Raw genomic sequence first — 12,665 nt, forward strand, 5'->3', positions numbered from 1 at the left:
TCCAACGCCCAGAGCGGCTCGGTGGCGCATCACGAACTACCTCAAGGTCATGCAGGCGGCGGTGTCTGAAAAGTCACTGCTGAAGCCGATGGGGAAAGCCCTGGCGACGCTTGAGCGGCACGCCGACACGGTGGTCAGACGCTGGCTCTCGGGACTGACGAACGCAAGACTGGAAGGAATGAATGGTCTGTTCCAAGCGGCTCGGTCACGAGCACGTGGCTACCGGAACGAGGCCAACTTTATCGCCATGATCTACCTGATTGGGAGCCCGGTGGGCCGCCTATTCGATCAGGCCAAATCCACGTGAAGTGACGAAGAACCCAATACTAAAGACAGGATTCAGCCGCTGGGCTGGGGACGGCGCAGAAGATTGGGGCAACAGAGGCACGACAACCCGGGTGTTCAAGCCGCCGAGAAGGTCTGATTGAACGTCCAGCAGATAGCCGCCCCCACCCTCATTGTCGAAGATATCGAAGCGGGCCATCAGAATTGACGGTGCCGCGCGAGAGGCAAACCGTTAGCTTCAACGTATGCGTTCGAACTTGCCAGAGATTTGGCATTCTCTTTTAGCCACTTCTCCTGTTTATGCCGTTTCACAGCCTCCGCGATCCCCGCCTCTGCGGACCGTGAGACATTGATACCCAGAGCTTTTGCCTCTTTCAGAAGCGCACTATCTAGCGATAGGTTCGTTGGCTTTCGGAGAGGTTTCGTCACTTCAGGAGCAGGCATGGCTCAGTCCTCGCGGGGAATGATGCACCTACAATATGCGCATGCTACTTGCACATCAATACTGCGCGACGGTAAGACTTTTCGCGCTATAGCCCCCATGATTCAGCGGCATAACGCCCGGCTCACGCGCCGGTTTGGAGCCGCGAAGCGGCGGAAAATCGGTCGCTGTGCAGCCGATTGTTATAGTTTTTACGGTCAATCTTCTATGAAGAAGTCCGTATCTACTTTTTTGACCTCGTATACCGCCGCAGAACTCACGCCCACACCATGATCGATCATTAGCTGAACTAGATCTGTGCCGTCGATTAGAACAACTTTGGGGTCAATCTGCCCAACATAGTCCAAAGCCTCTTTTGAAAACCGGCTGGTGGTAATGAAAACTCCCTTTTTAGCACGCTGCCCGTGAAGAGCACCGACGAACTTTTGGATCTCTGGCCTGCCAACAACTACCTCCCATCGTTTGGCCTGCAAATAGATTGCATCCAAGCCCAGGCGATCTTCTTTGATGACGCCATCAATACCTTCATCTGCCGTTTTTCTTGTGGCTTTACCAGCATCTTTAACGGAACCACCATAACCCATTGCGACAATAAGATGGACGACCAGTTTCTCGAAAAATTCCGGCGTATTGCCTTTTACCAGATGAAGTAACTCATTTGCCACTTCATCCTTCAATTGCTGATAGGCTTGCTCTAATGTTTCTTCAGGGGTGGTAGAGGACGGCTCGCTCTCAGTAGTATGGGTTACCTTTTCGGTCCTGTTTTTGCTGCTCGCCTGCCGAAATTCCTGGAACTCTTCGAACCGATCCAGATACTTGATGTCAATTCTGTTAGGTGCTTCAGCGAGAATTTTTCGGCCTCGCTCGGAAATATGAAAGCGCCCCCGCTTTGGTGACTCCAAGACTCCTGCCTGTGTGAGATAGACCTTTGCCCATGCCACGCGATTTGCAAATGTGGTTTGCCGACCACTTGGCAGCCTTTCCCGTAGATCCTCTTCGGAAAGTCCCATTACCTTCGCAAGTCCGTCACGAGCTTCTTGCATCGTATGCTCTTCGCCATCAACGGAAAACTTCAGCAATGGCAACATCAATGATTGAAAGTCTGGTACAGCCAAGTGGCACTCCTATTTTTTACCTATAACAGTGCTTATACGGAACGCTGTATAACCCCAATAAACGCGCGCGCTCATTCATTGAGGTTATATAGCCTGCTCCATTGACTCTATCCCAGTGATTCGCCTGAAAGCAAAGGGAAAATAGGCAGCACAGTCCAAAGTTGCATGCTGGCGCGTTTTGCTTTCCCCCAGCGTACCGCTAGAAAAGCACTGCACGGCTGATTCTCCCAGCCAAGCCCAGACAAGAAGCAAGCCGCTAACCAAACCCCACCGCCACCAATTCCCCCTCAAACCACTGCTGTTTGAGGCCGCGCTGTTTTTCCAGCAGCGTGAGGTAGGGCCTCAGTGGGTGTTGAGGCGATAGGCCGACATGAAGCTGTCGCAATCGTCGCTGATAAAGCAGCTGCCCCGCAGGCTGGTGTAGCGGCGTAGCGTGTTGGGTGAGCCACGCCATGTCGGGGAGCAGCAGGTGTGTGGCGCCGCTGTCCAGCGCGAGGGTAACGCCCTTGGCGTCGAAGTCGCCTGCGTAGAGGTGGGGTCGGCGGGTTTTGCGCCACACCTCGGCCAGGTGGGCGAAGCCGCCGCCGTAGTGGCTGTCACCTCGGTAGGCGATGAGCGGCTGGGCGTAGCCGCTGAGGGCGCTGATGTTCGGGTTGAAAGCGTAGAAGCTGTCGAGGTTTTCCACCTGCACCAGCGCGCCGAAGGCTCCTAGCGTGAGGTGGCGAACGTCCACGTCGCGACTGCAGCGCGGCTCGCTTGCAAGCCCCGGAGTGGGCTGGGGCGGCAGGCTGAGCAGTACGCGCCAGGCGCGGGGGCCTTCGCGGGTGGCTTTGTCCTCTTCCACGCCCTCTTTGGCCTGGGCGGCGCTGCTCAGGCCGCTGAGCGAGCGGCCCAGCGGAGCGAGGTGGGCGCTGGCCAGAACGCTATCGATCTGCGCCAGCAGCTCGGCATCGAAGCGCAGGGCCTGGCTGGAAAGCCGCATGCCGAGATCGATATCCTGCTGGCGGCACCAGGCCACCACGTCGTCTACCCACTGGCGGCGGGGCTTCTCCACCGTGGGCTGGCGGAGTAGTTCGCGGGCGACGCCGTTAAGGCCGTTGCGTGCGCGGCTGGGCAGGTTCATACCGCCACCGCCAGGGCCACATCGTGAATCAGCCGCAGGTCATTAAAGGCGCTGGCCTTGCTCTCCTCTTGCTGCAGGCGGAAGGCCTGCTGTTCGCTGCGCGGCAGCCCTTGGTACTCGGCGATCACCTGAAACAGCCAGATTTCATCTGCCCACTCTAGGCCGCTCTGTTGCAGGTAGGCCAGGGCGCTGACGGGCTCGGCGGGCGGCTGGTCGAGCACTGCGAGATAGAAGCGTTCGACGTCCTGCTTGAGCGCCTGCTGGCGGGCGGCGGCCAGGCTCTCTTCGGCGAGCTGCACGGGGTTGGCCACGGCCACGTTTTGTGCGGCGTGGCGTGGAGCGGGCAGCTCGTGCAGCAGCTCGGCCAGTACCCGGGTGTCCAGGGGGCGGTCCAGCGCCGGGGCGGCGGCGGGGTTGAGCGGTGCGGCGCGGTTGAACAGCGCGGGCACCTCGCTGCGCTGGGCGTAGTTGCCGGGCACAAAGCCCGGGTGTTCGCGCAGGAAGGCGGCCATGCCGGTCATCAGACGGCTGCGGGCCTGCTGCTTGCGGAAGCGGGCCATGAGTTCGATCAGCCGCCGCTGCACTTCCCGCAGGCTGGTGTAGTGGTGGCTCAGGCGGTTCTGAAGCTGGCTGATGAGCAGCTTGCGCAGGCTGCCGTCGCTGCCCACCAGTTCGATCAGCTCGTCGAAGTCGATCAGCGCGAGGCCATCGAGTAGCCGCACGATCTGCTTCTGGGCGCGGTCGTTCTCGCGGATCTTGTCGTTGAGCTGGCTGACGAAACCGAAATCGCTGTTGAGCCGCTGCCACAGGCTGTCGATGGCGTCGGCAAAGCGGCCGTTGAGGTCGTCTACCTCCTGGCGCAGGCGCAGTAGCTGCTGCTCCTGGCGCCAGTGTTCGCCCTTGCTGCGGGCTTCCCGGTAGCTATCTACCTGAGTGCGAATCAGCTCCAGGGTTTCGGCCACGTCGGCATTGACGTGGCGGCGGGTTTCGTCGGCGAGCATTTCGGCGATCAGGTCGCGCACCTTGGGCGAGAGTTTGACGCCGCTCTGCTCGTCGGGCCGCCATAGCACCCGGGCGGCCAGCAGCTTGCGCAACGCGCCGTCGCTCAGGCCTTCCAGCGGTACGTCGTCGCGGGTGTAGGCCTGCATCAGCCGTTCGGCGTGCTTGCCCAGCAGCGCCAGGCGTTCCGCGCCGGTCTTGAGCAGGCGGCTCTCCAGCTCGCTCACGCCACTGCCCACCCCATTGCCCATACTTCTACTCACAGCAGGGCCTCCTGCGTGCCGGTGTCCTCGTCGGCATCGATGGGCAGATTCTCTTCGTCGCGGATGAAGCGCACCACGTCCACCAGGTAGTCCATCTTGCCGGTCACCACGAACACTTGGCGTTCGCTGTGGGGCTGCATCAGGTAACCGTGCTCTTTCAGCCGTTTGAAGATCTGCTTCACCTGGGCATCCAGCTGGTCGCTCTGGGAGCCAAAGAAGTTGTCCGTGGCTAGCCGTTCCAAACGCTCGCGCAGGCTCTGGTTGTCTTCGCACTTGGCGCTGAACTCGGCGGGTTTGAGCACGTCGCCAGGGGCGGCCAGGGCGTCGCGGCCCAGCGCTTCCTGCACCAGTTGTAGCCACTCCAGCATGGGCAGCAGGCTGTTGACGGTGTCGGCGAGCTGGCGGGAGAGCTGCTCCCGCGCCGTGTCGCTGAGCTGCCGCCAGGCGAGATAGTAGACGCTGGCGTCTTCGTTGCTGGCCAGCCGTCGGTTGAGCGGGCGCAGGTAGGCGTCGATGGCCTCGCGGGTCTCTTCGTTGGCCAGGTGCCGGTAGGCGTTGTCGTCGCTGACGGCGCAGACGAAGTCGCCTGCCAGCAGGCGTTCGAGCAGGGGGCCGTGTTCGATCATGCGCTCACCTCCTGTTGGCGCTGCTTGATTTTCTGCGCCAGCGCGCTGAGACGCGGCTCGATACGCTTGAGCTGACGCTGTTGCTGGGCGTCCCGTTCGATGAGGTAGCGGTTGGCGAACAGCAGCAGTACGTCGGATTCCGGGTTGGGGAAGGCCCCGACGATATGGATGCGGTTGCTGTCGCAGGCATCGAACAGTTTTTCGACGTTGTGGTAGGCCAGGGTGCCGATCTCATCGATGGGCCAGTGGATGGCGATGTGCGCATCGCCCCGCAGCAGGCGGGTAAACGCCAGCAGGAACTTGCACAGAATCAGATACGCCATGCCGTGGCTGGAGGACTCCAGCAGCTGACGGTCGTTCTTGATCACCAGGTCCGTGCCGCCTTCGTTCAGGTGCAGCTCCAGGCGCAGCAGGCTTTCGAAGCTGTACTGCTGGTCGCTGCGCAGCAAATCGACCACGTCGGCCAGGGCGTTGAGGTAGTCGTCGCTGGGCAGCGTCTGGCCGGACTCCCGCCACGCCTTGTAGCGCTGGGCGAACAGCTTGAGCGGCTCCCAGAAGCCCAGCTCGTCGATGGTGGATTGAATGCGCACTTCCGCCTTGGTGATGCCTTCCAGGCGCAGGTCGTCGGCGACCTCTTCCGAAAGCCGACGGCTCTGGGCGCTGATGCGCCGGTTCAGGTCGCGGAAGACGATGAAGAACTTGTCCAGGTCGTCGCTGAGGTTGCGGCCTTCCTGAATCAGCTGCTGCTGTTGGTCTTCCAGCAGTTTGAGCATGCCGCGCAGCAGCGGCAGCAGTAGCCGGGGGCTGTCGCTGGGCAGCTTGTCGCGCTCGCTTTGCAGGGCATCGGCAAAGCCGCTGCTGGCGTCCTTGATCAGTTGGCTTTCGACGTCCAGGCAGCCTCGGCGCAGTTGCTCCAGCTGCTGGTGGCGGCTGGCCAGGGCCTGGCGGGTGCGTTCGATGCGTTCGTCCACATCGCCCAGGCTGGCTTCCAGCGGCGCGCCTTCAGCCACCAGCTCCAGGCTTTCCAGCTGGTTGAGCAGCGGTGTCAGGGCTTCCAGGGTGCCACGGGCGCTGTCGCGCTGGGCCTTCAGGTCGCTCACCGCCTGCTGGTGGGCCTCTCTGGCGGCGTGGAAGGCGTTTTTCAGATGCGCTTTGTCGCGCTTGAGCTGCTGGTCGCGCTGGGCCAGCTCGGCCTCTTCCGCCACCAGTTGGGGTTTGTGCTGGCCCCACTCGATGCGCATGAAGCGCTGGTACTCGGCCAGCTCCTCCTGGCGGGCAGCGGTTTTGCGAATGCGCTCGTTCTGGGCTTCCAGGCGGGTTCGCGTGGCCTTGAGCTGGGCGGGGTCGACGCCCTGCTCGGCCAGCTCCTGGCTGAAGGCCTCTTCCAGCTCGGCGCGCTGGCGCTGGTGTTCGGCATTGGCATCGCTGAGCTGCTGTTTGTAGGTGCGTAGCTGGGCATCGAGGCTATCGAGCTGGCTCTGGGCGTCGGCCTTGAGCTCCAGCAGTTGGCCCTGGTGGGTTTCGGCCAGCTCGGCCAGGGCGTCGCGCTTCTCGTCGCGCAGCTCGGTTTGGGCCTGCTCCTGGCGGGCCAGGGCGGCTTCGATGTGGGCACGGCGGGCTTTCTGGCTTTCCGCGTGGCGGGCCTGCTGTTGGCGGCGCGCTTCCAGGGCATATTCCACCTCCTGCTCGGCGCGCTGGTGGGCCAGGCGGGCGGTGTCCTGGGCGTCATCGGCCTGCTGTACCCGCTCGTTGTGCTGCTTGAGGGCCTTTTCAGCGGCGGTGCAGGCGGTGTGAGCACGGGCCTTGGCGCTCTCGGCTTCCTCGATGGCGGCCAGCAGGCTGGCTTCGTCCTGGGCGTAGTCGGGCAGCGCGATGGCGGAAAGGTCCAACGCCAGGCCGAACAGGTCGTCGCTGGCGTGGTCGGCCAGTTGGGGGGCGAGGTCGCGGCGCTCCAGCAGTTCCGGGGCGATCACCTTGCCGAGCTGCTGTTCCCAGCCGGGGCGGTGGTAGCGCAGGAAGTGGCGCAGGCTGCCCTGCTCGGGGGTCTGCTGCTGGTAAAGGGTGTAGCAGTGCTGCTCGGCACGCTCCCGCTGCTGACGGCACTGCACGAGATGCTGTTCGGCGGTGTCGCGCTCGCGCTTGTGGGCTTCCAGCTCGCGGCGCAGCGCTTCCAGGGTGGCCCCGGCCGCGCTGCGGGCCTGCTGGGCGTCGTCCAGCCGCGCCTGGGCCAGCTCAGCCTCCTGGGCTTCTTCGCGGGTTTGGCTGGGCATGGCGAGCTGCGCCTTTAGCTCGGCCAGCTGCTCGACGCCTAGCTCCAGCTGGGCCTGATACTCGCTCTCCAAGCGCTGGCGAGCCTGCTGGTAACGCTCGTTGTGCTGCTGTTCGGTTTGCCACTGCTGCTCGCGGCGCTCGGCTTTCTCCTCCACCAGCGCGTCGATCAGTTCCTGGTGCTCTTGAGTCTGGCGGGCGAGGTTTTCCGAGAGTTCGCGCAGTCGGCCATCCAGGCGCGCCTGGCTTTCCTTCACTGCGTCCTGCATCACTTGCAGGTGTTGCTGCAGCTGGTCGCGCTGTTCGCGCCACTGGGGCAGCGCGTTGATGTCCCGCTCCAGGCCGGGCATGTCGGCATCGGCGTACTGCTCGAAGCGGGTTTGCAGGTCGTTGAGGCGGTGCTGGGCGTGCTGCAGCTGGCTTGCCACTTCGCTGTGCTGGTCGTTGAGCGCATCCCGCCGTTCGCCGTAGGCCTGCTCTTCGGCCTGAAACTCCCGCTGGTGGCGGCTGAGTTCACCTTCCAGGTCGGCGACCTGCCGCTGGGCCTGTTCGCGGTCGGCGGCCAGCTGGGGTTTGAGTTGCCACAGGGTAGTGTCGAGCTCGGCCAGCTCACGGTCGATGCCGGAGAGTTTGGCCAACGCGGCCTGCAGCGGCTCCAGGCGCATGGATTGGCGCATCTGGTGAATCCACTCGCGGGCCTTAGCACTGCGAATGCGAGTAACCGGCAGCTCGACGCCGTCCTCTTCGAAAATCGCCGCCAGCATGGTCTTGAGGGTGTCCATCTTGCCCTCTTTGGCGTGCACCGCCGAGACCAGCTTTTCGATATGGCGAATGCGCCGCTCGGGGTTGACCAGGCTGAACTGGGCGGCGATCTGGCGCAGCTTCAGGCCATCGCGGCTGTTGCCGTGGAGCTGGGTAAAGTCGTTCTGGATCACCGAGCGGAACTCGGAGGTGGCCCCCAGCTTGGGCGACACCGGCGTGCCGCTGCGGCGCAGCCCGCTGGCCCACTGGGTGTAGTCCAGCGCCAGCGGGCCCTGCTCGGTCTCTACCAGGTAGTCTTCCGGGCGGTAAGGCGCGCCGATGAAGCGATACTCCACACCGCCTTCCTGCTTGCGGGTCAGCACCGCCTGGCACACGTTGCCCGCTTCGCGGCGGTATTCGTATACCAGGTAGCTGTTGCGATGGGGCAGATAGAACGCATCGAATTTCATGCGGGTTTTCGGCACCACCTTGTTGGGCAGCTCGCCGTAAAACACCGGCACCAGCCGCTGGAGCGTGGTTTTACCCGACGCGTTGGTGCCGCAAATATTGGTGTGGCCGTCCACACTGAGTTCGACCACGCCGTTCAGGTGGCCGTGAATCATCACGATGCGCAATAAGTGAGCCATGCCGTATCCTTGGACTGGTGTTGGTATTGCCGTTAATGCTTTCATTACTGTGCTAGGCGACAGTTTACGCTATCTGATTTGGAGACGTTATGCCCCGCTACCCCGAGCATCTCACAGGCGAAGGCCCCGTAAACCCTTTTCCGGGTATCAAAGTGCTGGAGCGGAAACTTGGCCGGGAGCTTCCCCATCGGCTGGGCTCTAACGAGGGATTAGACATGCCGCACCGCGCCCTGCGGGAGCACTTTGGCGATGCGGTGGCGCAGCACGTTTATTGCTATGGCGATGCCGAGGCGCTGGGGGTACGTCAACGCTTGAGCGCACAGCAGAACATTCCCCTGGATCACCTGCTGGTGGATGCCGGTGCCGATAGTCTGATCGCCCTAGCGCTGCGTACTACCTGCACGGCGGGCGATGCGGTGGTGAGCACCGCAGGCACCTACCCTACCTTCGGTTACTTCGCCCAGGGCCAGGGCTGCCACTTGATCGAGCCAAGCTACCATGAAGCCCCCGGCGTACTCGCCCCGGATTTAGAAGCGCTAGCAGCCGCCGCCCATCAGGAAGAGGCGCGGTTGGTGTACCTGGCGAACCCAGATAACCCCAGCGGCCACCTGCACAGCGATAGCGCGATTCTCAAACTGCGAGAAGCGCTGCCGGAGGCGTGCTGGCTGCTGCTGGACGAGGCCTACGGGGATTTTCGTGATGACGCGGGCAGCGAGTTCCTTGGCCAGGCGCTGCCGGGGGTGATTCGCCTACGCACGCTCTCCAAAGCCCACGGCCTTGCCGGGATGCGTATTGGCTACGCGATTGCCGAGCCTGACGTGCTGGCGATGATGATGAAGGTGCGTATTCACTACGCGGTGTCGTCGTTCACCCAGGCCGCGGCTGAAGTCGTGCTCGATCACCCGGAGGAAGTACAGCAGCACATTGCAGCGGTGAAAGCCCGCCGCGAACAGCTGACGCTGCACTTTATCGGCCTGGGTGCCGACGTGCTCCCCAGCGCGACGAACTTCATCGGCATTCGGCTCTCCAGCGCGGAGTTGGCAGCGGCGGTTCACCAGGAGCTGTTGGCCGAGGGCGTGTTGGTAGCTCGCCTCGCCCACCCTGAACTGGCCAACGTGATCCGGATTACAGCGGTCGAGGACGCGTTAGCGCCCGGCAGATTGGCCACGCTGGAGAAAGCGATTCAGCAGCACGGCTAGCGCCGTTTGCCCCGGTGCAATGCCGGGGCGATTAAAAAGCGATCAGCCACCGTTATGCCGGTGTTAGCCAATGCCGGTAGGCGTCTAAATAACAGGCATAAAAAAAGGGCCTAGCGATAAACACTAGGCCCTTGAATTTGGTGCCGGTGGCCAGACTCGAACTGGCACACCCGTAAAGGCGGCGGATTTTGAATCCGCTGCGTCTACCAATTCCGCCACACCGGCAATGGAGGCGAATTATACGCAGATCGCCCGTCAAGTCAATCATATCGCTGACTTTATCGACCTAAAGCGCTATCCTAGGCGGCTTGTTTGACCACTGAAAAGAGCTTATTCACATGCAGCGTGCGGACTTCCATTTCGAGCTACCCGATGAGCTAATTGCCCGCTATCCGTCCGAGCAGCGCAGTGATTGCCGCTTACTGTGTGTGGATGGTCAAAGCGGCGCGCTGGCTCATCGCCGCTTTCCTGACCTGCTGGACCTACTTGAGCCGGGCGACCTGCTGGTGTTTAACGATACCCGCGTGATTCCCGCCCGCCTGCATGGCCATAAGGCCAGCGGCGGCAAGGTAGAAATGCTGCTGGAGCGCCCGCTGGATAGCCACCGGGGGCTGGCGCATATCCGCTCAAGCAAGTCGCCCAAGCCGGGCACTGAGCTGATTTTCGAAGGCGACATCCACGCCGTGGTCGAAGGCCGCCGCGACGCCCTATTCGAGCTGCGCTTTTTAGGCGACACGCCAATGATCGCGCTGCTGGAAAAGCACGGCCATATGCCGCTGCCGCCCTATATCACCCGGGAAGACGAGCTGAGCGACCGCGAGCGCTACCAAACCGTCTACGCCCGCCGCGATGGTGCCGTTGCGGCACCTACCGCTGGCCTTCACTTCGACCAGCCGCTGCTGGACGCCCTAGCCGAAAAAGGCATCAACAGTGCTTTCGTGACGCTGCACGTTGGTGCGGGCACCTTCCAGCCGGTGCGGGTGGACAACATCCTCGAACACCACATGCACAGCGAGTGGATCGAGGTGACCGACTCGACCTGCCAACAGATTCGCGAGACGCAAGCCGCCGGTAAACGCGTGATCGCCGTGGGAACGACGAGCGTTCGCTGCCTGGAGAGCGCTTGCATGAAAAGTAGCGATGGCCAGATAGCGCCGTTCAGTGGCGATACCGACATCTTCATTTACCCCGGCTACGAGTGGCGCTGCGTGGATGCTCTGATTACCAATTTCCATCTACCCGAATCCACCCTATTGATGCTGGTATCGGCGTTCGCGGGCTATGAGCACATCATGCAGGCCTACCGCACGGCAGTTGAAGAGCGCTACGCCTTCTTCAGCTACGGCGATGCGATGCTGCTGACCCGCTAACCGACGCGCTTACCGATTGAACAACGAGTTATTGTGATGCGAAACGAATGCTTTATGCGCTTTGAGCGCCTAGCCGAGGATGGCCGCGCGCGTCGTGGCCGTTTGCACTTCCCCCGTGGCACGGTGGAAACCCCTGCGTTCATGCCGGTCGGCACCTACGGCACGGTCAAGGGCATGACGCCCGAGTCGGTCAAAGAGATTGGCGCCGAGATCATCCTGGGCAACACCTTTCACCTCTGGCTGCGCCCCGGCACCGATGTGATCGAAGCCCACGGCGACCTCCACGACTTTGCCCAGTGGGATAAACCAATCCTCACCGACTCCGGCGGCTTCCAAGTGTTCTCACTGGGCGAAATGCGCAAGATTACCGAGCAGGGCGTGCATTTTCGCTCGCCGGTGGATGGCAGCAAAGTGTTCATGGGGCCGGAAGAGTCCATGGCGGTTCAGCGCTCGCTGGGCTCTGACGTGGTGATGATCTTTGACGAGTGCACCCCCTACCCGGCCACCTTTGAGGAGGCCGAAAAATCCATGGAGCTGTCGCTGCGCTGGGCCAAGCGCTCCCGCGATGCCCACGGCGACTCGCCCTCTGCCCTGTTCGGCATCATCCAGGGCGGCATGCACCCAGAGCTGCGTGAGCGCTCGCTCAAGGGGCTTTTGGAGATCGGCTTCGATGGCTTGGCCATTGGCGGCCTCTCGGTGGGCGAGCCCAAAGAGGAGATGATCAAGGTCCTCGACTACCTACCCACTTGGATGCCCGACGACACGCCCCGTTACTTGATGGGCGTGGGCAAGCCAGAAGACCTCGTCGAAGGCGTACGTCGCGGGGTGGACATGTTCGACTGTGTGATGCCCACGCGTAACGCGCGTAACGGCCACCTGTTCACCTCCGAAGGCACCGTCAAGATCCGCAACGCCAAGCACCGTTTCGATACCCGTCCGCTGGATGAAGAGTGCGATTGCCACACCTGTCAGAACTTCTCCCGTGGCTATCTGCACCACCTGGATCGCTGCAATGAAATGCTCGGTTCCATGCTCAATACCATCCATAACTTGCGCTACTACCAGCGGGTGATGGCTGATTTGCGCGCGGCAATCGAAGCGGGTACATTGACGACCTTTGTGGAAAGCTTCTACGCAAGGCGCGGCCTCCCGGTGCCACCCCTTGCGGGCGCTGAGTCCTAATCCTTTTATGGCCGCCCGCCGTTGCGGGTGGCATGACCCACTCACCCATTGAGTGTTCTAACCCAGGAGTTCCCTGCAATGCTGGATTTCTTCATCTCACCAGCCCATGCCCAAGAAGCCGCCGCTGGCGGTGGCATCGCGCAAATCGTCATGCTGGTCGGCTTCGTGCTGATCTTTTACTTCCTGCTGTGGCGTCCGCAAGCCAAACGTGCCAAGCAGCACAAGCAGTTGGTATCGGGTCTAGCCAAGGGCGATGAAGTCGTGATTGGCGGCGGTTTGGTTGGCCGCGTGACCAAAGTCAGCGACGAGTTCCTGACCCTGGAAGTCTCTGAAGGTACCGAAGTCAACGTGCAGAAGAACGCCGTGGCTGCCGTACTGCCTAAAGGCACCATTAAGTCCATCTAA

The 12,665-nt window shown here is 62.0% G+C and carries 12 protein-coding genes and 1 tRNA gene; 5 read left to right on the forward strand and 8 right to left on the reverse strand.

The genetic code is table 11. The features are described from left to right. Nucleotides 1-307: transposase (locus L1249_RS11325; protein ID WP_235253603.1), on the forward strand; the 307-nt coding region annotated here is incomplete at its 5' end. On the opposite strand, the gene L1249_RS11330 is transcribed toward L1249_RS11325, so the two are convergent. The 7 genes from L1249_RS11330 to L1249_RS11360 form a co-directional block, all read right to left on the reverse strand. Then, on the reverse strand, nt 281-484 hold the full coding sequence (locus L1249_RS11330; protein ID WP_137095198.1) for a CcdB family protein: 204 nt from the start codon (nt 482-484) through the stop codon (nt 281-283). The genes L1249_RS11325 and L1249_RS11330 overlap by 27 nt on opposite strands. Beyond that, nucleotides 484-729, reverse strand: coding sequence for a type II toxin-antitoxin system CcdA family antitoxin (locus L1249_RS11335; protein ID WP_058576328.1), 246 nt, complete (start codon nt 727-729; stop codon nt 484-486). Before L1249_RS11335 ends, L1249_RS11330 begins: the two co-directional genes overlap by 1 nt. Before the next feature lie 195 nt (nt 730-924). Continuing rightward, nucleotides 925-1,842 carry a restriction endonuclease gene (locus tag L1249_RS11340; RefSeq protein WP_058576329.1) on the reverse strand — a complete coding sequence of 306 codons (918 nt, stop codon included), beginning with the start codon at nt 1,840-1,842 and terminating at the stop codon, nt 925-927. Nucleotides 1,843-2,098: 256 nt separating this feature from the next. Further along, nucleotides 2,099-2,965 carry a DUF7281 domain-containing protein gene (locus tag L1249_RS11345; RefSeq protein WP_137093026.1) on the reverse strand — a complete coding sequence of 289 codons (867 nt, stop codon included), beginning with the start codon at nt 2,963-2,965 and terminating at the stop codon, nt 2,099-2,101. Further along, complete coding sequence (locus L1249_RS11350; RefSeq protein ID WP_137093032.1) at nt 2,962-4,215, reverse strand: hypothetical protein; 1,254 nt, start codon at nt 4,213-4,215, stop codon at nt 2,962-2,964. Before L1249_RS11350 ends, L1249_RS11345 begins: the two co-directional genes overlap by 4 nt. 8 nt (nt 4,216-4,223) lie before the next feature. After that, nucleotides 4,224-4,853 carry a condensin complex protein MksE gene (locus tag L1249_RS11355; protein ID WP_062362328.1) on the reverse strand — a complete coding sequence of 210 codons (630 nt, stop codon included), beginning with the start codon at nt 4,851-4,853 and terminating at the stop codon, nt 4,224-4,226. Next, nucleotides 4,850-8,509, reverse strand: a complete 3,660-nt coding sequence (locus L1249_RS11360) for an ATP-binding protein (RefSeq protein ID WP_137093025.1) — start codon at nt 8,507-8,509, stop codon at nt 4,850-4,852. The genes L1249_RS11355 and L1249_RS11360 overlap by 4 nt, the downstream gene beginning before the upstream one ends. A gap of 89 nt (nt 8,510-8,598) precedes the next feature. On the opposite strand from L1249_RS11360, the gene L1249_RS11365 reads away from it, so the two are divergent. Then, the gene (locus L1249_RS11365; protein ID WP_137093023.1) at nt 8,599-9,708 is read left to right on the forward strand and encodes a pyridoxal phosphate-dependent aminotransferase; all 1,110 of its coding nucleotides are present in this window, start codon (nt 8,599-8,601) and stop codon (nt 9,706-9,708) included. Between the two features lie 138 nt (nt 9,709-9,846). Here L1249_RS11365 and L1249_RS11370 read toward each other — a convergent pair. Beyond that, nucleotides 9,847-9,933, reverse strand: a tRNA-Leu gene (locus L1249_RS11370). Nucleotides 9,934-10,046: 113 nt separating this feature from the next. Between L1249_RS11370 and queA the strand changes: the two genes are divergently transcribed. The 3 genes from queA to yajC all read left to right on the forward strand — a co-directional run bounded on the left by queA (nt 10,047) and on the right by yajC (nt 12,665). After that, a complete protein-coding gene (gene queA / locus L1249_RS11375) occupies nt 10,047-11,078 on the forward strand; it encodes a tRNA preQ1(34) S-adenosylmethionine ribosyltransferase-isomerase QueA (RefSeq protein ID WP_137093022.1) in 1,032 nt (343 codons plus the stop codon). Nucleotides 11,079-11,132: 54 nt separating this feature from the next. Then, complete coding sequence (tgt, locus tag L1249_RS11380; protein ID WP_082051422.1) at nt 11,133-12,260, forward strand: tRNA guanosine(34) transglycosylase Tgt; 1,128 nt, start codon at nt 11,133-11,135, stop codon at nt 12,258-12,260. Nucleotides 12,261-12,338: 78 nt separating this feature from the next. Next, a complete protein-coding gene (yajC, locus tag L1249_RS11385) occupies nt 12,339-12,665 on the forward strand; it encodes a preprotein translocase subunit YajC (protein ID WP_044628915.1) in 327 nt (108 codons plus the stop codon).

This window comes from Halomonas sp. Cn5-12, from assembly GCF_021532545.1.
Taxonomy (GTDB): Bacteria; Pseudomonadota; Gammaproteobacteria; order Pseudomonadales; family Halomonadaceae; genus Vreelandella; species Vreelandella aquamarina.